The sequence below is a fragment of the Leucobacter chromiireducens subsp. chromiireducens genome, from assembly GCF_016758255.1.
GTDB lineage: Bacteria > Actinomycetota > Actinomycetes > Actinomycetales > Microbacteriaceae > Leucobacter > Leucobacter chromiireducens.
On sequence record NZ_QYAD01000002.1, the window covers coordinates 272,066 to 291,788 of the forward strand.

17 protein-coding genes and 2 riboswitches are annotated in these 19,723 nt (G+C 66.1%); of the genes, 8 read left to right on the forward strand and 9 right to left on the reverse strand.

The features are described 5' to 3' along the window. Positions 1-9: 9 nt before the first annotated feature. The gene (locus tag D3226_RS07320; RefSeq protein WP_202381779.1) at positions 10-2,373 is read right to left on the reverse strand and encodes an ATP-binding cassette domain-containing protein; all 2,364 of its coding nucleotides are present in this window, start codon (positions 2,371-2,373) and stop codon (positions 10-12) included. Positions 2,374-2,524: 151 nt separating this feature from the next. On the opposite strand from D3226_RS07320, the gene D3226_RS07325 reads away from it, so the two are divergent. Next, on the forward strand, positions 2,525-3,433 hold the full coding sequence (locus D3226_RS07325; protein ID WP_202382162.1) for a CPBP family intramembrane glutamic endopeptidase: 909 nt from the start codon (positions 2,525-2,527) through the stop codon (positions 3,431-3,433). Positions 3,434-3,470: 37 nt separating this feature from the next. Here the strand turns inward: D3226_RS07325 and aroQ are convergent, their stop codons facing one another. Beyond that, on the reverse strand, positions 3,471-3,911 hold the full coding sequence (aroQ, locus tag D3226_RS07330) for a type II 3-dehydroquinate dehydratase (protein WP_202381781.1): 441 nt from the start codon (positions 3,909-3,911) through the stop codon (positions 3,471-3,473). 94 nt (positions 3,912-4,005) lie between these two features. On the opposite strand from aroQ, the gene trmB reads away from it, so the two are divergent. Continuing rightward, positions 4,006-4,752 carry a tRNA (guanosine(46)-N7)-methyltransferase TrmB gene (gene trmB, locus D3226_RS07335; RefSeq protein WP_337248928.1) on the forward strand — a complete coding sequence of 249 codons (747 nt, stop codon included), beginning with the start codon at positions 4,006-4,008 and terminating at the stop codon, positions 4,750-4,752. Positions 4,753-4,793: 41 nt separating this feature from the next. Here the strand turns inward: trmB and D3226_RS07340 are convergent, their stop codons facing one another. Together D3226_RS07340 and D3226_RS07345 are read right to left on the reverse strand one after the other, a co-directional pair. After that, positions 4,794-5,489, reverse strand: a complete 696-nt coding sequence (locus D3226_RS07340; RefSeq protein WP_202381783.1) for an HAD-IA family hydrolase — start codon at positions 5,487-5,489, stop codon at positions 4,794-4,796. Positions 5,490-5,606: 117 nt separating this feature from the next. Further along, a complete protein-coding gene (locus tag D3226_RS07345; protein ID WP_202381785.1) occupies positions 5,607-7,049 on the reverse strand; it encodes an amidase in 1,443 nt (480 codons plus the stop codon). A 141-nt stretch (positions 7,050-7,190) separates the two neighbouring features. Here D3226_RS07345 and D3226_RS07350 point away from each other — a divergent pair, with 141 nt between their 5' ends. The 5 genes from D3226_RS07350 to D3226_RS07370 all read left to right on the forward strand — a co-directional run bounded on the left by D3226_RS07350 (position 7,191) and on the right by D3226_RS07370 (position 12,201). Continuing rightward, a complete protein-coding gene (locus D3226_RS07350; RefSeq protein WP_202381786.1) occupies positions 7,191-7,925 on the forward strand; it encodes a GntR family transcriptional regulator in 735 nt (244 codons plus the stop codon). Positions 7,926-7,989: 64 nt separating this feature from the next. After that, complete coding sequence (locus D3226_RS07355; RefSeq protein ID WP_202381788.1) at positions 7,990-9,093, forward strand: urea transporter; 1,104 nt, start codon at positions 7,990-7,992, stop codon at positions 9,091-9,093. After that, positions 9,090-10,034 carry a hypothetical protein gene (locus D3226_RS07360; RefSeq protein ID WP_202381790.1) on the forward strand — a complete coding sequence of 315 codons (945 nt, stop codon included), beginning with the start codon at positions 9,090-9,092 and terminating at the stop codon, positions 10,032-10,034. Before D3226_RS07355 ends, D3226_RS07360 begins: the two co-directional genes overlap by 4 nt. Continuing rightward, the gene (locus D3226_RS07365) at positions 10,031-10,954 is read left to right on the forward strand and encodes a choline kinase family protein (RefSeq protein ID WP_202381792.1); all 924 of its coding nucleotides are present in this window, start codon (positions 10,031-10,033) and stop codon (positions 10,952-10,954) included. The genes D3226_RS07360 and D3226_RS07365 overlap by 4 nt, the downstream gene beginning before the upstream one ends. Beyond that, positions 10,954-12,201, forward strand: a complete 1,248-nt coding sequence (locus D3226_RS07370; RefSeq protein WP_202381793.1) for a hydantoinase/carbamoylase family amidase — start codon at positions 10,954-10,956, stop codon at positions 12,199-12,201. Before D3226_RS07365 ends, D3226_RS07370 begins: the two co-directional genes overlap by 1 nt. On the opposite strand, the gene D3226_RS07375 is transcribed toward D3226_RS07370, so the two are convergent. The 5 genes from D3226_RS07375 to D3226_RS14670 form a co-directional block, all read right to left on the reverse strand. Beyond that, positions 12,198-12,941: a FadR/GntR family transcriptional regulator gene (locus tag D3226_RS07375; RefSeq protein ID WP_202381795.1), complete on the reverse strand. Its 744-nt coding sequence runs from the start codon at positions 12,939-12,941 to the stop codon at positions 12,198-12,200. The genes D3226_RS07370 and D3226_RS07375 overlap by 4 nt on opposite strands. A gap of 79 nt (positions 12,942-13,020) precedes the next feature. Continuing rightward, on the reverse strand, positions 13,021-13,815 hold the full coding sequence (locus D3226_RS07380; protein WP_202381797.1) for a 3-oxoacyl-ACP reductase: 795 nt from the start codon (positions 13,813-13,815) through the stop codon (positions 13,021-13,023). Between the two features lie 63 nt (positions 13,816-13,878). Continuing rightward, positions 13,879-15,234 (reverse strand): aldehyde dehydrogenase family protein, encoded by a 1,356-nt coding sequence (locus tag D3226_RS07385; RefSeq protein WP_202381798.1) that lies wholly within the window; start codon positions 15,232-15,234, stop codon positions 13,879-13,881. Continuing rightward, a complete protein-coding gene (locus D3226_RS07390) occupies positions 15,231-16,034 on the reverse strand; it encodes a gamma-glutamyl-gamma-aminobutyrate hydrolase family protein (RefSeq protein WP_337248929.1) in 804 nt (267 codons plus the stop codon). Before D3226_RS07390 ends, D3226_RS07385 begins: the two co-directional genes overlap by 4 nt. Continuing rightward, the gene (locus D3226_RS14670; RefSeq protein WP_237462564.1) at positions 16,015-17,385 is read right to left on the reverse strand and encodes a glutamine synthetase family protein; all 1,371 of its coding nucleotides are present in this window, start codon (positions 17,383-17,385) and stop codon (positions 16,015-16,017) included. Before D3226_RS14670 ends, D3226_RS07390 begins: the two co-directional genes overlap by 20 nt. A 341-nt stretch (positions 17,386-17,726) precedes the next feature. Between D3226_RS14670 and D3226_RS07395 the strand changes: the two genes are divergently transcribed. Beyond that, entirely contained in the window at positions 17,727-19,277 is a 1,551-nt protein-coding gene (locus D3226_RS07395) for an amino acid permease (protein WP_202381802.1), read from the forward strand. 230 nt (positions 19,278-19,507) lie between these two features. Further along, a riboswitch (glycine riboswitch) is annotated at positions 19,508-19,611 on the forward strand. Continuing rightward, positions 19,612-19,717: riboswitch (glycine riboswitch) on the forward strand. The last annotated feature ends 6 nt before the right edge of the window (positions 19,718-19,723 follow it).

The window sequence follows — 19,723 nt, forward strand, 5'->3', positions numbered from 1 at the left end:
CTCACCGCGCTACGCGACGTACCGTCCGAGGTGCTGACCGGTGAGCGTCGAGCCGTCGGCGATCAGCTCGCGCGGGCTGCCCTCGAACACCACCGTGCCACCCTGCTGTCCGGCACCCGGTCCGATGTCGATGATCCAGTCGGCGTGCGCCATCACCGCCTGGTGGTGCTCGATCACAATGACGCTCTTGCCCGCGTCGACGAGTCGGTCGAGCAGACCGAGCAGCTGCTCCACGTCGGCGAGGTGCAGACCCGTGGTGGGCTCGTCAAGCACGTAGATGTCGGCATCCTCGAGCATGTGGATCGCGAGCTTCAGCCGCTGCCGCTCGCCACCCGACAGCGTGGAGAGCGGCTGCCCCAGCGTCAGGTAGCCAAGCCCCACGTCCGTGAGACGATCCAGAATTTTCGCCGCCTTCGGGATGCGCGCCTCGCCGGTGCTGAAGAACTCGTGCGCCTCGGCCATGCTCAGCTCGAGCACCTCGGCAATGTTCTTCCCCGCGAGCGTGTACTCGAGCACATCCTGGTTGAAGCGGCGACCCTCGCACACCTGGCACACGCTTTCCATCGTGGCCATCATGCCGAGATCGGTGTAGATCACCCCAGCACCCTTGCACTCGGGGCACGCCCCCTCCGAGTTTGCGCTGAAGAGCGCCGGCTTCACGCCGTTGGCCTTCGCGAACGCGGTGCGCACAGGATCGAGCAGCCCCGTGTAGGTCGCGGGGTTGGAGCGGCGCGAGCCCTTGATGGCACCCTGGTCGATCGCGACGACCCCCTCTCGGTTCGACACCGAGCCATGGATCAGCGAACTCTTCCCCGAACCGGCAACCCCCGTGATGACGCAGAGCACACCGAGCGGCACATCGACGTCGACGTCCTTGAGGTTGTGGCGATTCGCCCCCCGAACCTCGATCGCGCCGCTCGCCTGCCGCACGGTCTCCTTCAGGTGCGCCCGATCGTCAAGGTGACGCCCCGTGAGCGTGTCCGAGGCGCGCAGCCCCGCGACAGTGCCCTCGAAGCAAATCTCACCGCCGCCGGTGCCCGCCCGCGGCCCGAGGTCGACAACGTGATCCGCGATCCCGATCATCTCAGGCTTGTGCTCGACAACCAGCACGGTGTTGCCCTTGTCACGCAGCTTGAGCAGCAGCTGGTTCATCCGCTCGATGTCGTGCGGATGCAGGCCAATCGACGGCTCATCGAACACGTACGTCGCGTCGGTGATAGGGGAGCCGAGATGCCGGATCATCTTGGTGCGCTGCGACTCGCCACCCGACAGTGTGCCCGTCGGGCGATCGAGACTCAAGTACCCGAGCCCGATCTGCACGAAGGAGTCCAGCGTGTCCGACAACTTCGCGATGAGGGGCTGCAGGCCGGGATCCGAGATCTCGCGCACCCACTCTGCGAGATCGCTGATCTGCATCGCGCACACGTCTGCGATCGAGAGGCCCGCGACCTTTGAGGAGCGCGCCGAATCGTTCAGGCGGGTGCCCCCGCAGGCGGAGCACGGGGTGAACACGATCGCCCGGTCAACGAACGCGCGCACGTGCGGCTGCATCGCCTCCCGATCTTTCGCGAGCATCGACTTCTGAATCTTTGGGATCAGCCCCTCATACGTGAGGTTCGTGCCGTCGACCTTGATCTTCGTGGGCTCCTGGTGCAGCAGCACCTCGAGCTGCTCGGGCGTGAAATCGCGAATCGGCACGTCCATCGGCAGCATCGCACCAAAGAGACGGCCGTACCACCCATCCATGCTGTAGCCGGGCACGGTGAGGGCACCGTCAGCGAGCGACTTCGTATCGTCGAACAGCTGATCGAGCGCGAAGTCAGAGACGGTGCCGCGTCCCTCACACGTGGCGCACATGCCGCCAAGCACCTCGAACGAGCGGCGCTCCTTCACCTGCTTGCCGCCCTTCTGGAGGGTGACCGCGCCCGCCCCGCTCACCGAGGCCACGTTGAATGAGAACGCGTTGGGCGAACCAATGTGCGGGGTGCCGAGGCGGGAGAAGACGATCCGCAGCATCGCGTTGACGTCCGTCGCCGTACCCACCGTGGAGCGTGGGTTTGCGCCCATGCGCTCCTGGTCAACGATGATCGCCGTCGTGAGACCCTCGAGCACGTCGACATCGGGCCGCGACTGCGAGGGCATGAAGCCCTGCACGAACGCGCTGTAGGTCTCGTTGATGAGGCGCTGGGATTCGGCCGCGATGGTCGCGAAGACGAGCGAGCTTTTGCCCGAGCCGGAGACACCCGTAAACACCGTGAGGCGGCGTTTGGGGAGCTCCACGCTCACATTCTTGAGATTGTGCTCGCGGGCCCCGCGCACCACGATTGTGTCGTGCGAATCGGCGGGATGGATGACGGAGTCGACGGCGCTCATGGGGGTAGCGTAGCGCGCGCGGGGCGCCGCAGACTTCTTGATTTCTGATCGTCTGCGTCCGGCAGGTCTGGCGGGCGGTGAGCATCGCTTCGGGTGCCCCGCAGGCGCGGCGGCTACGCTGTGCTGCGTGGGAACCCCAGTTGAGCACCGGCTGCACGCGAGCGCGTCACCCGCGATCCGCCCGTGGCACGTGATCGCCGCTGCGCTCACGGTGCTCGCGGCGCCCGCGCTGTTCGTGTTCGAGGACCTTCCTGCCGGGATCCTGCTCCTGATCCTGGGACTCGCAGCCGCCGCCTACGCCGACCGGGGAGGCTGCGGCGGGCAGTGCTCGATCCCGATCCCGCGGGGCGCCGCGGACCGTGCCGCGCTGCGCGCGCTGCCGCCGGAGGCGCGCCCGCCGTCGCTCCTGCGCGACCTGTCGCTCATCGCACTGGGCCTCGCGATCATCCGCACGATCGACCTCGGTGCGCGGCTCGACACGTGGTCAATGGTGCAGTTCACGCTGGCGCTGGGCGGCGCCGTGCTCGTGCCGTACCTCGTGTCGCGGTTTCTCTATCGGGATCGGGCCACGGGCTTTCCCTGGCGGAGCAGGCAGCGTTGGGGCGTATTCCACTGGGCCTGGCTTGCCGCGGTGCTTGTGCTGGGCTGGCTGATCCTGCCCTGGTATTTCATCAGCTCGGGGGTCTACGAGAACTGGCCGGCGGTCACGACACCCGATCTCATCTCGCGGCTGTTCGTTGGTGTCGGTGCCGTTGGGATCTGGGATGAGCTGTTCTTCATCTGCACGGTGTTCGCCGTGCTGCTGCGCCACTTCCCGGCCTGGCTCGCAAACGTGCTGCAGGCTGTGGTGTTCGTGTCATTCCTCTGGGAGCTGGGCTATCGCTCTTGGGGTCCGCTGCTGACCATTCCCTTTGCGCTGATGCAGGGCATGATCTTCCTGCGTACGCGCTCGCTCGCGTACGTGGTGACTGTGCACCTGCTGTTCGACGCGGTCGTGTTCGCGGTGCTCGTGCACGCGCACAACCCGGGGCTGCTCGACGTGTTTCTCACCGCGCCGTAGCGCGCGGGGTCCGCGCAGCGGCGCAGCCGGGACCGCGTTAGCGTGCGATGAGAGCGGCCACGCGTCGCACCGCGAACTCGTAGCCCTGCACACCGCAGCCCACGATCACGCCGGCGGCGATGGGGGAGATGTACGAGTGATGGCGGAACGGCTCGCGCGCGTGCACGTTGGTGAGGTGTACCTCGACGGTGGGCAGATCAACGCCGGTGATCGCGTCGCGCAGCGCCACGGAGGTGTGCGTGAACGCCCCCGGGTTGATGACGATCCCGAGGCAGTCTTCGCGGGCCTCGTGGATCGCGTCGATGAGCACGCCCTCGTGGTTGCTCTGCACCGCGCGAACTTCGATGCCGAAATCTGCTGCGACGCGGGCGGCAAGCGCCTCGACGTCGGCAAGCGTCTCCTCGCCGTAGAGTTCCGGTTCACGGGTGCCCAAGAGATTGAGGTTTGGGCCGTTCACCAACAGAATGCGTCGGGTCATGGGAGTCCTCCTGGGTCGAAGCCGTGGCTCCATGGTACCGCGGGCCGGTGCCGCGCGCTTTGCCCTTCGGGCGTTGCCGCACTACCGTTGTGGGGTGACTGACGAGCAGCCCCAGAAATCGAAGACCTTCGACCCGACCACGTTTCGGGACAAGCCTGTCTCGTTTGTGCGCCGCAGCGGACGAATGACGTCCGGGCAGCAGCGCGGGTGGGACGAACTCTCGCCGCTCTACCGTATCGACGTTCCCCGCGGCCCCGCCGCGACAAGCGTTGCGGAGGGTGCGCATGGCGTACCGGAGGAGATCTTCGGCCGCAAGGCACCACTTGTGATCGAGGTGGGATCGGGGCAGGGTCACGCGATCGTGCATGCCGCGAGCACGCACCCCGAGCGCGATCACATGGCAATCGAGGTGTTCCGTGCGGGGCTCGCGCGCACGATGACTGCGGCGGACGAGCTCGGCGCGCGCAACCTGCGGCTCATCGAGGCGAACGCGCCGGAGGTGCTTGAGCACTACCTGCCTGCGGGAAGCGCGGACGAGCTCTGGGTGTTCTTCCCGGACCCGTGGGCGAAGTCGCGCCACCACAAGCGGCGACTCATCAACGAGGAGTTCACGCAGATCGCCGCCCGCGTGCTCCGCCCCGGCGGCGTGCTCCGTCTCGCCACCGACTGGGAGGAGTACGCCGAGCACATGCGCGTGGTGCTCGATGCCGCACCCGACTTCTCGCGTGACTTCACAGGCGAGTACGCGGAGCGCTTCGACGGCCGCATCCTCACCGCCTTCGAGCGCAAGGGCGCCGCAAAGGGACGCGCGATCCGCGACCTGACGTACCGCCGCGCCTAGTCCACCGCCTGCGCCAGCATGCAGCGGGCATTGCCCGCTGCCTAGAGCAGCGCGGGGTCGAGCCGCGTGACCACGTGGGGGGTGAGCTCGCTCGCGGCGGCGAGATCAAGGCTGCCGAGCACCGCGACGGTCGGTACCCCGGCACCGCGCGCGGCGCGGATCCCTGTGCGCGAGTCCTCAAACGCAACCGCGCGAATGGGCTCGATCCCCAGTTCAGCCGCCGCACGTAGATAGCACTCTGGGTCGGGCTTCGACGATGCGACATCCTCAAGCGCGACGACGGTTTCGAACGCGGCACCGATGCCCGCCTGCTCGAGCGCAGGAACCACGGTCTGGCGGCTCGCAGCAGTTACGACCGCGAGGCGCTTTCCCGCCGCGGTAGCGGACGCGATGAACGCGCGAGCCGCGGGGGTGATCGTGCTGTGCGCTGCGGTTCGCTCAAGGTACCGGGCGTTGAACCGGTCAAAGAGGTACTCTGCGCTCGGTGCCTGCCCGCTCGCCTCTGCGGCAAGAACGCCAAACATGTGCTCCTCGGTAAAGCCGGCAAACTCAGCAAAATACCGCGCTGCAGACACTGCGACGCCGAGCTCCTGCTCAGAGATCTCGGCGACGAGTTCCGCAAGGAGCTGCTCATCGTCCGAGAGCGTGCCATTGAAATCGAGGAGGAAGGCATCTGCCTCCGCGATCAGCGTGCGCGTCGCAACGGGGAGCGCGGGAGCGGGGATGGAGTGGGTCACTGGTGGATCCTTTCGGACGCCGCACACGCAGGGGTGCGCGGCAAGAGCGGGTGGGCTGTTTGCAAGAACAGGAGGAGAGGGGCGGGCCGGGCGAGGTGCCGGGTGATTGCGCTTGGGCTACGCGGCTGACGACGCCTGGGGAGACGTGAGTGCGGGGATGCCGAGTGGCACCTCGAGCACTCCTTCGAGCGCCTCAGCGATGCCGAGCAGCGCGAAATCTGCGCCGTGTGGGCCAGCGATCTGCACTCCGATGGGGTGCCCAGCCGTGCTGCGAGCCATGGGGAGCGCCACTGCCGGCTGACCGGTCTGGTTGAACCACGCGGTGTAGTTCGCATGGAAGAGGAGCGGCTGTGTGGGATCGGGGCCAAACGAGTCGGCTGCAAAACGGTGCACGCCCATGACCGGTGAGACAACGATGTCGTAGCTTGCCACCCGTTCGGAGACGCGCGCGGCAACCGCCGACAGATGCTCGAAGTCGAGGAAGTAGTCGGTGGCCCGGAGTTGCGACCCAGACTCTGCCCAAGCACTGATCACGGGGAGAAGATCGTCCTGGCGGTCGGTGGGGCAGCCTGAGCGCTCGGCGATGCAGCGCGTCATGAGGCACCGGTCGAGTGCGGCAAAGTCGAGCTCGGTGATCGCTGGTGTGAAGTCTTCCAAGATGGCCCCGTTCGCGCGGAGTACCTCGAGGAACCGGTGAAACGCAGTGTTCGTTTCGCTGTCCATGTGCGGCCCATACCCGGGGCTCTCCATTACACCGACGCGGAGTCCACGCAGGGCAGCGGGTGTCCAACCACTCGACGCCGCGGAGGCGAGCAGCGCCGCGTGCACGCCGGAGGGGGAGTTAGGGAGCGGCCGCGACAGCTGATCGCTTGGGTGCGGGGCTCCGACGACCTCAAAGAGTTCGCGCGCCGCGCGCACCGTGCGCGCCATTGGTCCCGCGGAGCGCCAAGTGCTCGCGGGCGCATAGGCCAGGGCGCCCTGCGTGGGTTTGAGGGCGACAAGCCCACAGTGTGCAGCGGGGAGGCGCACACTCCCGGCGATGTCAGTGCCGAGCGCTGAGTGGCCGACGCCCGCGGCAACCGCCGCCCCCGCGCCTGAGCTCGAACCCCCGGGGGATGCCGATAGATCCCACGGATTGCGGGTGATCCCAAACTGCGAGCTGAGCCCGGCAGCAAGGAGCCCATAGTCGGGCATCGTCGTCTTCCCGACAATGATCGCTCCTGCCGCGCGCAAGCGTGACACGGGAACCGAATCCGAGGGAGAGAATGCGCCCGGGTGGGTCGCGCTGCCGTGCCAGCGGGGAAGATCCCGCACGTGGAAACTATCCTTCACTGTGACGATGGATCCCGCTAAAGGTCTGCCAGAATGGACCTTTTCATTGACGTGAGTCTGTGCCGCCGCAGCCTCGCGTGCCGCAGGGGTATTGAGTGCCGAGAATGCGTTCGTGGCCGCCTGAACCTGCTCGGCACGCGCAAACTGCAGCTCATAACTTTTCTCTGAAAGTGGCTGATTTAGGCCGATTTCTTGCGGATCAACGAACGAATCGTGCTGACTCATCATGTGCATTCCCCTCTGCGGTGAAGGTCGAGTGTGCCTGGCGAAGATTGCCTCTAGACACGGAGTGTAGCGGTGAATATATACTTGCCGAAACCCCCGCTCAGCGGGTAAATGGTCCAAAATATCGAACCTTTGGAGGCGGAGATGGAGATCAGAGATCGGCTCTCTCACATGGTGGAGCGTCTGCGTTTGCAGGGCGAATCCAAGCTCCCCTCCGAGCGTGAGCTCGCCGAGCAACTGGGGGTCTCCCGCGGCTTGGTGCGCAAGGAGCTCGCCAGTCTCGTCTCGGCGGGACAGATTGAACAGCGCGTGGGGCGCGGGGGCGGTAGCTACATCCGTGAGGTGGGGGTGAACGCCTATGTCACTTCCGGGGCAGGGCGCGCTCCGTTTACGGTCTCGCGCTCGCTCAATGCGGTCGTTGGCGTGCCCACGTTTCTGGTTGATCAGGGGTACCAGCCCAGCACCCGAATCCTTCGCGCCGAAGAGCGTGACGCGGTCGAGAGCGAGCGCACCCAGCTTGCGCTCGAGCCGGGCGCGCGAGTGGTCACCATTCGCCGACTTCGCTCTGCGAACGAGGTGCCGCTGTCGCTCGAAGACATGACGCTTCCGGCCCACATTTTTCCCGACATTCTCTCCCGAGACCTGAGCTCGATCTATGAGCTCATGGCGGGCGAGTATGGCACTCCCGTTGTCACCGCGCAGGAACGAATCGGGATCGGCGAGGCCACACCTTCCGCTGCGTACCTGCTGCGCGTCTCGCCCGGCACCCCGCTCTTTGACATCGAGCGTGTCGCGCTCGATGCTGCAGGACGGCCGATCGAGCTTTCTCGCGACCTGTTCCGCTCAGACATCACCAGGCTGACCGTGACGAGTCACTAGACCCACCACCGCGCAGCACGCCGCACTGGCGCGGACTGCTGCGCCCAACCTTGAGGAATCAACGATGATTCACACTCCTGTCCACCCTCTTGACCGGTTCTCGGGAACATTCCGGGCAACCGAGCACATCGATCAGGCGAACGCCGCACTGGGTGTGCTCGATAGCGCATTCCGTGGAATTGGCCAGATTTTTCTCATCAACAACCCGCTCACCGGGCTGGCACTACTCCTCGCCATCACCACCCAGTCAGTTTGGGCCGGAACGCTCCTCCTCGGGGGTGCGCTCATCTCCACGCTCACAGCACTTCTGCTTGGCTACGACTCCAGCGTGGTGCGACTTGGTTTCTTTTCATTCAACGGAGCGCTCTTCGGGGTGCTCGGCGCGGTGTTCCTGCAGGGCGAGTGGGTGCTCGGCAACGCCGTGTTCACACTCCTCGCTGCGGCGATCTCGGTTCCGATCATGCAGGCCACCATCGAGGTGCTCGTTCTGCGTTTCGACGCACCTGCGCTGTCACTCACCTTTGGTCTGCTGGGCTTGCTCGTGCTGTTGCTCGCCCCAGCCACCGCACACGGGAATGGCAATATGTCAATCCTGCAGCCGGTGCAGCGCTTCGCACACGCGCCAGATCCGGTGCTGCGCGCCGCAGTCGACGGTCCGCCGGTCGACGCGCTCTCTGGGCTCGTCAACGCGACCTTCCGAGGCATCGGACAGGTCGTGCTCATGGATTCGGTGCTCGCCGGCGTGCTGATCGTCATCGGCATCGCCCTCGCCACTCGCGTGGGTGCCATCATGGCGGTGCTCGGCTCGCTCACCGGGGCGCTCGCAGGCCAGGCCATCGGCGCAGACGGCTCTGAGATCTACCACGGCCTCTGGGGCTACAACGGCGCAGTTGTCGCGGTGGGATTGTTTGGCGTGATCCTGGTGCCGAGCGTGCGCGCATTCATCGCGACGATTGTTGCCGCAGCTGCATCGGCTCTGCTGTACGGGGCGCTCACCCAGTTCCTCGCACCCTACGGGATCATTCCGCTCAGCCTGCCGCTCGTCATCGTCATCATCGGCGCCGTGCTTGCCCTTCGTGCGAGCCGCATCGGTGTGATCCCCATTCCCGACTACTCAAACGCTGAGCATCAGCTCCGCACCCGCGCTCTGGAAAGGACACTCTCGTGACCCGTTGGCAGGACAACATTGATGATTGGGCGCATGGCTTCGACGTCGAAGCCATCACCTGGGGCGGCCCGGTTGCTCAGGTCCCTTCCCCCAGCTGGTGGGCTTCGGACAGCGCACTGATCGCCGGTGAGTGCCCCGATTTTGGCCCCGTGCTCTTGAAGAAGCTCTCCCGGCACGCCTGGTCATGGCGTAATCGCGACAACCTCATCGCGGCAGCGACTGCGGCGGGCGAGGCGGGAATTGGCCCCAAGATTTACGCGGCCGACAGCGAGCTTGGCGTGCTGCTTGAGGAACGACTCAGCCCCGAGTGGCGAGTGGGGCGCCTCGATCTCTTCCGCGACGCACGGCTGCGGCAGCGTCTCCACGAGGCTCGCGCGCAGTTCGCGCAGTTGGACATCCCGCTCTCCACACGCAGTCCACTCATTGAGCTGCTCCAACTGCTCGATGAGTGCGACGATCGCGGAATTGATGTGGATCCGCGAGTGCGAGAGCTCGCCGCCTACGTCGCGGGCTTTCGCGCGCCGCTCCTCGCATACCGCCGAACCGTCGAGATGCGGCCGTCGCAAGGCGAGGGCACCGTGTCGAACATCATGGTGAATCCTGCGGGTGAAGTGCGTCTCGTGGGGTGGGGCTCTGCCGCGAGTCTCTCGGCGGTGCACGACCATGCGGTGCTGGTGGCGGAAGCGTGTCCCGGGGCACTCGACATTGATGACTTCATCTCCGAGCTCGCGCCCGAAGCGGAAGCGCGCGATCGCGCGGTCATCAAGCTCATCGCGGGGATCGAACACCTGCGCTGGGCGGTGCTCACCCGGCTCCGTTCTGGAACCGATCCGGACGTCAACCTCGATTCGATCAAGTATGGGCTCTGGCGAATGACGTTTGCCGAGCTGCTGTTCTCTGACCCCGACACCCGTACCGAACTGGAAGGAGCGCTCGCATGACCACCATCACGCTTCCCGAACCTCTCCGCGCAGCCATCGCCAAGAACCCAGAATGGGCCGGTCTCGATGTGGCGGTTGACCCGGTATTCGGCGGCATCACCAACGAAAACTTCCGACTGCGGATCGGCGACAGCCAGCCGATCTTCGCGAAGGTGCCCGGGCTGGGCACCGAGAAGTTCATCAACCGAGACACGGCGAACCAAGCCGCGCGCCAGGCTGCAGCAGCCGGGATCAGCCCTCAGGTGCTGTTCTACGACGCAAGCAGCGGCATTGAGTTTTCCGAGTTCGTGGCAGATGGGTTCCGCACTGCGACGACACTCGACTTTCAGCGCGCTGACGTGTGTCGAGGCGTCATGGATACCTACCGTCGTTGGCACGGCACCCCGCTGCTCAGTGAGACCAAAACCATGGTGGACATGGTCGAGGAACACCTCGCGCAGGTCGAGGAAGACGGGATTCCGCTCCCGGACTGGTCGGCCGATGTGTTGCGCAACTATCGCGAAGCGGTCGACGCATTCATGGTGTCCGGGCTCGAACTGGTGCCGGCCCACAACGACCCCATGCCCGGCAACTTCCTCATCGATGATGCGGCCAACGTCACGCTGATCGACTTCGACTACGCCGCGAACAACGAGGCAAGCTTCGAGATCGGTCTGATCCTCACCGAGATGTTCGTGGACATCGATCGTTCCCGCGAACTTGTCGCCGAGTACCGCGGCGAGCATGACGAGCGGTTCTTCGCACGCGCCATGCTCTCGCGCATGATCGCCGACACGAAGTGGGGCCTCTGGGGGCTGATCAACGCCCACGCGCGCGATGAGGACTTCGACTACTTCAAGTACGGCTCCTGGAAGCTCTATCGCACGTTCTGGATCTCACGGCGACCCGAATACCGGCAGTGGTTGGACGCGGCCCGCTAATGTCCGAGCAGACCGCCGATGCAGTGCTCCTCCAGCTATTCGACGAGCTCTTCGCAGAGTTCTCGGAGATCGGCCGCGCGAATGACACGGGGCTGCACCGTCTCGCGTTCAGCGCGGCCGACGCCGAAGTGCGGGCGGCCTTCCGGGCGCGCTGCGCTGCGCTCGGCTTGCACGCGCACACTGACGAGATCGGCAACCAGTTTGCGCTTGCCCGGCCGCCGGTGCCAGGCGACCGCACGGTGCTGCTCGGCTCCCACCTCGACAGCCAGCCCGACGGTGGGCGATTCGACGGCCAGCTCGGCGTTGCCGCCGCGCTGGCCGTCGTGGCCGAGGCCGCTCACACCGAGGTACCGCAGGGAACAAACCTGGGCGCTGTGAACTGGGCCAATGAAGAGGGAGCCCGTTTCCAGCCCAGCGTGATGGGAAGCAGCGTGTTCACTGGGCAGCTCTCACTTGCCGAGGCACTCGCCGCGAGCGATGCAGAGCACACGCTGCTCTCCGATGAGCTGGTGAGCCGCGCACTCGCGGGCACCTCCGCGCTCCCGGCCACTGTCGCCGCCTACGCGGAGCTGCACGTGGAGCAAGGCGCTCGGCTTGAACGAGACGGTGCCGAGCTCGGAATCGTGGACCGCACCTGGGCCGCTCACAAAGCTGACGTGCGTGTGCACGGGGTACAAACACACACGGGACCGACCCCCATGGCGCTCAGAGTCGATGCGCTCGCGGCTGCCGCGAGACTCATCGCCCTGCTGCGTGAACTCGGGCTCGCGGATCCCGATGATCGTCTCCACACCGCAGCGGCGTGGATGCGCATCACTCCGAATTCGCCCAATGCGACGCCGTCGCTCGTCGAGTTCAAAGTGGAACTGCGAAGCCCAGAGGAGGAGCGGCTACACGCGGCGCGGGCAGCCCTCGTTACAGCGGCGCAAGAGATTGAGCGTGGCACTGGGGTGCAGTGCGACTTCGGCGCGTGGTCAGAACGGCGGGCGGCAAGTTTTGATCCCGATCTGGTTGCGCTTGCCACAGCGACCGCAATCTCAATGGGGATCCGCGCACAGCGCATGCCCACGATTGCGGGCCACGATGCGGTGATCATGAACGCGGCCGGTGTGCCAACCGTGTTGCTCTTCACGCCCAGCGCGGAGGGCATCACGCATCACGCCGCGGAGTACACCGAACCTGCTGATCAGCACCGTGGGGTGCGCGCGCTCGCCGCAGTGGCGCGTGCGCTGCTGGCGCGGGTTTAGCGCGCCGGCTCAGACGGGTTCGAGAAGAAGCCGCGGAGCAGCGCGGTGGAGCCCTCGACGTGTTCGAGCATTGCCTCCGCGGCCGAGTCCGGACGGCCGGTGAGGATCGCCGTCACGATTGCCTCGTGCTGCGAGTTCGAGTGGGCAAGGTTCGGCCGCAGCAGCGGGATCCCGTCAAGCAGCGCGTTGACGCGGGTGCGCAGGTTCGCAACGAGCGGTACCAGGCTGGGCGAGCCAGAAAGCTCCGCGATCAGCAGGTGCAGGCGCGAGTCGAGGCGCCGGTGCTGCGTATCGTCGGCGGCAGCGCACTCCTCGAGCGCCCGGCCGAGCGACTGCCGCTCCTCAGCGCTCAACTCGCGCGCAGCGGCCTCGCGCGCGGCGCCGACCTCGAGCACGCGCCGCAGGGGAGCGAGATCCTCCACCTCTTCCGCGCCGAGGGCAGGTGCGACGACACCGAGGGCCGAATCCCGCGGCAGCTCGTCCACCACGAACGTGCCGCCGTAGCGGCCACGGCGTGACACCACGTAGCCCGCATCCGCGAGCGTCGCCAATGCGTCGCGCACGGTGTCCCGACTCACCTTCAGCATGGTCGCCAGCTCGCGCTCGGCAGGGAGCCGCGATCCAGGGCTGATGAGGCCGAGACGGACCGACTGGAGGAGCCGCTGCATCGTCTCCTCGTACGCGTTCGTGGGCCGCACACCACGAACGAGGAGCTCGAAACCATCGTGTGTCAGGTCCATCGAGCTCCTCGTCGGGGTGTGCGGCGCGAACGCACCGGGCCAGCGCGGCCGCGCCGGGTCTCGTAGCGAGTGTACGCGGCTAGGAGAGCGGCGTCGTGTAGGCGCTGCTGATGCCGCCGTCCACGAGGAACGTCGACGCCGTAATGAAGGAGGAGTCGTCGCTCGCGAGGAACGCGACGGATGCGGCGAGCTCCTCCGGGCGGGCAAAGCGGCCGAGCGGCACATGGACGAGGCGGCGCTCAGCGCGCTCGGGATCGCTCGCGAACAGCTCCTGGAGGAGCGGCGTATTCACCGGCCCCGGGCAGAGCGCGTTCACGCGGATGCCCTGGCGCGCGAACTGGACGCCGAGCTCACGGGTCATTGCAAGGACGCCGCCCTTCGACGCGGTGTACGAAATCTGCGAGGTGGCCGAGCCCATCACGGCGACGAACGACGCGGTGTTGATGATCGATCCGCTGCCCTGCTTCGTCATGTGGCGAAGCGCCGCGCGCGAGCAGAGGTAGACGCTCTTCAGGTTGACGTCCTGCACCTTCTGCCAGGCCGGGAGTTCGGTGGTTTCGATCGAGTCATCGTCGTCGGGGGAGATGCCGGCGTTGTTGAACGCGATATCGACCGAGCCGTACTCGCGCGCAGCGGTATCGAACAGGTTGTCGACCTGATCCTGGTCGGTGACGTTGACCTGCACGAAGAGGCCCTCAACGGCCTCGGCAGCGGCCTGGCCGCTCGTGGGATCCATGTCGCCGATGACAATCTTCGCACCCTCGGCGCGCATGCGCTTCGCAGTGGCGAGGCCGATCCCGCTGCCGCCGCCGGTGATGACGGCGACCTTGCCGGCAAGACGCTGCGTGAGATCGATGGGGGTGATGTCGCTCATGGTGGTGCTCATTTCTCGTGCAATGCCCGTGTGAGCGGGCGGGAGGAGTGGAAAAGGAAAGGGTTATTCGCTTGCGAAGAAGACGTTCTTGGTTTCGGTGAAGTGTTCCGCCGCGTCGGGCCCCAGCTCGCGGCCGAGTCCTGACTGCTTGAATCCACCGAACGGCGTGGTGTAGCGCACGGAGGAATGCGAATTGACGGAGAGATTGCCGCCCTCGACGCCGCGGGCCACGCGGATGCCGCGACCGAGATCGCGCGTCCAAATGGACCCGCTGAGCCCGTACTCGGAACTGTTGGCCAGCTGGATCGCGTCGGCCTCGTCCTCAAACGGCAGCACCGAGACGACGGGGCCGAAGACCTCCTCGGTGGCGATTCGGGATCCGCGCTCGGGTGTCACGACGGTCGGGGCGAACCACGCGCCCGGGCCGCTCGGGGCGGAGCCCTGGAACGCGACGGGAACGTCGGGGGTCAGGAAACTTGCCACGGAATCGCGGTGCGCGAGCGTGACGAGCGGCCCCACCTCGGTGGCGTCGTCGGTGGGGTCGCCCACCACGACGTTCTTGACGGCCTGTTCGAACTGCTCCATGAAGCGGTCGTACACGCTGCGCTGAACGAGGAGGCGGCTGCGTGCGCAGCAATCCTGCCCGGCGTTATCGAACACCGAGTAGGGCGCTGTTGCCGCGGCCCGCTCAATGTCGGCGTCATCGAACACGATGTTGGCGCTCTTCCCACCAAGTTCGAGCGTGACGCGCTTCACCTGGTCGGCGGCGCCGGCCATGATGCGCTTGCCGACCGCGGTGGAACCGGTGAACACCAGCTTGCGAACGTCGGGGTGGCTCACAAAGCGCTCACCGACCACCGATCCGCGCCCCGCGAGTACCTGGAACAGGCCCTCGGGAAGCCCTGCCTCGAGCGCCAGCTCGCCGAGGCGGAGGCTCGTCAGCGGAGTCCACTCGGCAGGCTTCAGTACGACCGCGTTGCCTGCGGCGAGCGCCGGGGCAAAGCCCCACGAGGCGATCGTCATCGGGAAGTTCCACGGTGTGATGACCCCCACGACGCCGAGCGGCTCGTGGAAGGTGACGTTCATGCCGCCGGCGACCGGGATCTGCTGCCCGATGAGGCGCTCAGGTGCGCCGGAAGAGTACTCAAGCACGTCGCGCACATGGCCCGCCTCCCAGCGGGACTGCGTGATCGGGTGCCCCGAGTTTGCGGTTTCAAGCTGGGCGAGGTTCTCGATGTCGGCGTCGACGGCGTCCGCGAAGCGGCGCAGCACGCGAGCCCGATCCGCGGGGGCCACGGCTGCCCACTCGCGCTGCGCACGCACTGCCGCAGTGATCGCACGGTCGGTACCTTCGACATCGAGGTGCTCAATCTCCTGGATGACGGCCTCGGTCGCCGGGTTGACGAGGGTGGTGCTCATGACTGCTCCCTGGGTTCTGCGTCGGGGGTCTGGGATCGGGCGGTGCGATAGTCGCGCGCCGCGCTGACGAGGCCGGCGAAGAGGCGCCGATCCTGCTCGTTCTCTTCGGGGTGCCACTGCACGGCGATCCCGAAGGGGTGATCAGCGAGTTCGATGGATTCGGGGATCCCGTCGGCCGTGCGGCTCGTCACGGTGAGGCCCTCGCCAATCTCGCCAATTCCCTGGTGGTGGTACAGGTGGGCGCGTGCGCCCCGATCATCGCCGAGCACCTCGGCGATGCGGCTGCCCGCGTCCACTTCGACATCGATTGGGTTGAAGACTCCGCCCCCAATTTGGTAGCGATCGTCGCCCACCACATCGGGGAGGTGCTGGATCAGGTTGCCGCCGCGCTCGACGTTGAGGAGCTGCGCACCCCGGCAAATACCGAGGAACGGAAGCTCAATCGCAAGGGCTGCATCGAGCAGCGCGGCCTCGAAGTCATCGCGATCGCTGCGCGGCGCTCCGGTGCGATCATGGGCGTCCTGCCCGTATCGCGCGGGATCGATGTCTGCGCCGCCCGAAAGGATGATCCCATCGAGGCGCGAAACGATCGCCTCGGCGACCTCAGCGGATGCGGGCTGCGGGGGCAGGACCACAACGATCCCGCCAGCGTCGGTGACGGCCTTGATGTAGACCTGCGGGAGGAATGAAGCTCGCACATCCCACACGCCCGTCTGGGCCTGCTCAAGGTAGCTCGTGATGCCAATGATCGGCGCGTGCTCGCCGCGCTGCTGCGGTGTCTTAGAGGCGTTCAAAGCCACGGATCCTCTCCCAATCGGTGACCGCAGCGTCGTAGGCGGCAACCTCGACGCGTGCGGCGTGCGTGTAGTGATCGACCACTTCGTCTCCGAAGACTTCGCGTGCGAGTGCCGACTGCTCGAACAGGTCAGCGGCCTCGCGCAGCGTGGTGGGCACGCGGGCGATGTCGCTCGTGTACGCATTGCCGCTGAGCGGATCGCCGAGCTCGAGCTTCTGCTCAATGCCGTAGAGCCCGGACGCGAGCATGCCGGCGACGGCAAGGTACTGGTTCACGTCGCCGCCGGGGACGCGGTTCTCCACGCGAATCCCGCCACCGTGGCCCACGACCCGCAGCGCGCACGTGCGGTTATCGTGGCCCCACGCAACGGCGGTCGGGGCGAAGCTGCCGTCCACGAAGCGCTTGTAGGAGTTGATGTTCGGGGCGTAGAGCAAGGTGAACTCGCGAAGGGCCGCGAGCTGGCCGGCAATGAAGTGGCGGAACATCGGCGACATGCCATCGGCCGCACTCGGATCGGAGAACGCCGGGGTCCCATCGCTGCCCCACAGGCTCGCGTGCACGTGGCAGCTGTTGCCCTCGCGCTCGTTGAACTTCGCCATGAAGGTGATGCTCTTGTCGTGCGCCGCCGCGATCTCCTTGGAACCGCTCTTGTAGATCGAGTGGTTGTCGCACGTCGGGATCGCGTGGGCGTAGCGGAACGAGATCTCCTGCTGGCCGAGATTGCACTCGCCCTTGACGCCCTCGCAGTACATTCCCGCGTCGTCCATCGAATTGCGAATGTCGCGGAGGAGGGGCTCCAGGCGGGTGGATCCCTGGAGAGCGTAGTCGGTGTTGTAATCCGAACCCGGAACCAGGTCGCGGTAGCCCTTCCGCCAGGCCGTGCGGTAATCGTCGTCGAACACGATGAACTCGAGTTCGGTACCAACGAACGGGACGAGATCGTGCTCTGCGAGGCGTTCCACCTGGCGCTGCAGCACGCGGCGCGGGGAGACGTCGATGGGGGAGCGGTCGCTCGCTCGCGTGAGATCGGCGATGACGAGCGCGGTCCCGGGAAGCCAGGGGATCCGGCGCAGTGTCGAGAGATCCGGCACCATGGCCATATCCCCGTAGCCGCTCTCCCAGCTCGTGAGCGCATACCCGTCAACCGTGTTGAGCTCGACATCGACGGCGAGGAGGTAATTGCAGCATTCTGCCGCTCCATCCATCGTGTCCTCGAGGAAGAGGCGAGCCGAGATGCGCTTCCCCACGAGCCGACCCTGCATGTCCGTGAAGGCCACGATCACCGTGTCGATTTCGCGGGTTGCGACGGCCTCGCGCAGTTCGTCCGGTGTCAAGTTGCCGCTCGCGGGAATCATGTGTGCTCCTTGCTGCTCATCATCGAGTGTTGGGGTGCGGGCCAGGTGACGCCACTTCGCGTCCAATGGTCTGCCTGTAGGCCATTAAAGCACAGTGCTCGGTCGGCGCCGCAAGTCCCTTGCCTGAACTCTATCGAGGTTCGGCACGCACTTCCATGTGTTCTTGACGATGTTTTGGGGTATCAGGGCGCGGAATTTCGCCCCTGTGCGTGAATGGGGCAAAAATAAAAGGTTGTTGCAAACGACCTTTAGGTGGGTATAGTCATCGTGTCATCCCACCAAACCGCGAGGGCCGCTGTGCGGCGGCCGCGATCGCTCACAATGAAGTGAAAGGGGTCATGATGGCCAAAGACACACTCAAGGTCTCGGGGGTTACCTACACCACCGCCGAGTCCGGCTATTTCGAGAAACGACAACTGAAACGATCCGCCGGGATCTGGGGTCTCTGGGGGCTCGCGGTCGGCGCAGTGATCTCGGGCAATTTCTCGGGGTGGAACTTCGGGATCGAGGCCGCAGGATTCGGTGGCATGATGATCGCCTTCGCGATCCTCGTTGTCATGTATTACGGCCTCGTGTTCTCCATTGGTGAGATGGCCGCAGCGATGCCGCACACCGGTGGTGCCTACTCCTTCGGTCGGGCCGCCATGGGCCCGTGGGGTGGGTTCGTGACCGGCCTTGCGGAGTCGATCGAGTATGTTGCGACCACCGCGGTGATCGTCTACTTCTCGGCGGGCTACGCGAACGGTGTCACGGAGGGCCTGATGGGCTTCTCACTGCCGACCTGGGTGTGGTGGATCATTCTCTATGTCGCGTTCGTGGGGCTGAACACCGCTGGCGCTTCGATCTCGCTGAAGTTCGCGGTCATCGTCTCGTTCGTCTCGATCGGCGTGCTCGTCCTCTTCGGAACGATGGCGCTCTTGAGTGGCTCCGTCGACTGGGGCAGCCTCTTCAACATCGAGCCGGATCCCGGACAGACGGCCTTCCTACCGCACGGCGTGCTGCCGATTCTCTTCGCGCTGCCATTCGCGATGTGGCTGTTCCTCGGCATTGAGGAGCTGCCACTTGCAGCCGAGGAGTCGCACAACCCCGTTCGTGATATCCCGCGCGCCGGCCTCTGGGCACGTGGCACCCTGATCGTCACGGGTCTCCTCGTGCTCTTCCTGAACACCGCGGTGCTCGGCGCGGAGGCGACCGGAACCGCGGGTGAGCCGCTGCTCGACGGCTTCCGTGCGATCCTCGGCGAAGACCTCGCGTGGGTGGCCGGCCTGCTCGCACTGTTTGCGCTCTTCGGCCTGCTGGCCTCGCTGCAGGGCATCATGTTTGCGTACGGGCGCAACCTCTACTCCCTGTCTCGGGCCGGGTACTACCCGAAGTTCCTGTCGCTCACCGGTAAGCGCCAGACGCCCTGGGTGGCGCTCATCGCGGGTGCGCTCATCGGCTTCACCGCACTCATTGTGGTCGACCTCACGGGTGGCGACGGCGGCGTAGGTGGCGCGGTGGTGCTCAACATCGCCGTCTGGGGTGCGGTCGTTGCGTACTTCATGCAGATGCTGTCGTTCCTCATCCTGCGCAAGAAGTTCCCGAACGCGAAGCGGCCGTATCGGAGCCCCTGGGGTCTCTTTGGGGCAGCCGCTGCCGCGGTCATCTCGGCGCTGATCTTCTTGGGCTTCCTGCTCAACGAGACGTTCCGTCCCGCGATCGTCGCGGTCGCGATTGTGTACGCCATTGGGCTCATCATCTTCGGCGTATACACCCGCCACCGGCTGATTCTGTCGCCCGAGGAGGAGTACGCCGTCTCGGGTGGCCTGCACGGCGACCCGCAGGCGGAGGGCTACGGCGGCGAGGTCGAAGAGGAACTGCTCGCGCTCGACGGCAGGGACGCCGACAAGTAGTCGCGCCTCAGGCGGGCCTGCCGATCTCGGCCGTCCGCCACTCGCGCCCCGCACGCCGGGGGAGGTTCCCGGCCCGAGGGCAGTCTTCTCACGTGGGAAGGCTGCCCTCGGGGTGGCACGCTCCCCTCGGCGAGGCGTGCAATAGTTCCCAAATCGCGCAGCTTCGCGACACGCTCCCGCACGGGGCGCGCGGGCTGCTATGGTGAGACCCAGTTACGAATATCGGCCAACAAGCTGTAGCGGGAGAGTCCGGGTGGCACGCAAGTGCGAGCCCGGCGCCGTAGGAGCAAACCCTCCCCGGGAATCTCTCAGGCACCCGTACCGCTGCAGCGCGGCAACTCTGGAAAGTAGTCGGTCCTTCCGGCTCACCGACGGTGCAAGGGCGCCCGATCTCGATCGGAGTGCCTGAATCTCTCAGGTTCCGTAACAGAGCGGGGAGGATCCAT

What these genes read in the sequence shown, in the direction of transcription:
- D3226_RS07365 (WP_202381792.1), top strand. Translation starts at nt 10,031, where the DNA reads ATGACCACCATCACGCTTCCCGAACCTCTCCGCGCAGCCATCGCCAAG.
- D3226_RS07345 (WP_202381785.1), bottom strand. Translation starts at nt 7,049, where the DNA reads ATGATGAGTCAGCACGATTCGTTCGTTGATCCGCAAGAAATCGGCCTA.
- D3226_RS14670 (WP_237462564.1), bottom strand. Translation starts at nt 17,385, where the DNA reads ATGATTCCCGCGAGCGGCAACTTGACACCGGACGAACTGCGCGAGGCC.
- D3226_RS07385 (WP_202381798.1), bottom strand. Translation starts at nt 15,234, where the DNA reads ATGAGCACCACCCTCGTCAACCCGGCGACCGAGGCCGTCATCCAGGAG.
- D3226_RS07370 (WP_202381793.1), top strand. Translation starts at nt 10,954, where the DNA reads ATGTCCGAGCAGACCGCCGATGCAGTGCTCCTCCAGCTATTCGACGAG.
- D3226_RS07395 (WP_202381802.1), top strand. Translation starts at nt 17,727, where the DNA reads ATGGCCAAAGACACACTCAAGGTCTCGGGGGTTACCTACACCACCGCC.
- D3226_RS07380 (WP_202381797.1), bottom strand. Translation starts at nt 13,815, where the DNA reads ATGAGCGACATCACCCCCATCGATCTCACGCAGCGTCTTGCCGGCAAG.
- aroQ (WP_202381781.1), bottom strand. Translation starts at nt 3,911, where the DNA reads ATGACCCGACGCATTCTGTTGGTGAACGGCCCAAACCTCAATCTCTTG.
- D3226_RS07320 (WP_202381779.1), bottom strand. Translation starts at nt 2,373, where the DNA reads ATGAGCGCCGTCGACTCCGTCATCCATCCCGCCGATTCGCACGACACA.
- D3226_RS07355 (WP_202381788.1), top strand. Translation starts at nt 7,990, where the DNA reads ATGATTCACACTCCTGTCCACCCTCTTGACCGGTTCTCGGGAACATTC.
- D3226_RS07350 (WP_202381786.1), top strand. Translation starts at nt 7,191, where the DNA reads ATGGAGATCAGAGATCGGCTCTCTCACATGGTGGAGCGTCTGCGTTTG.
- D3226_RS07375 (WP_202381795.1), bottom strand. Translation starts at nt 12,941, where the DNA reads ATGGACCTGACACACGATGGTTTCGAGCTCCTCGTTCGTGGTGTGCGG.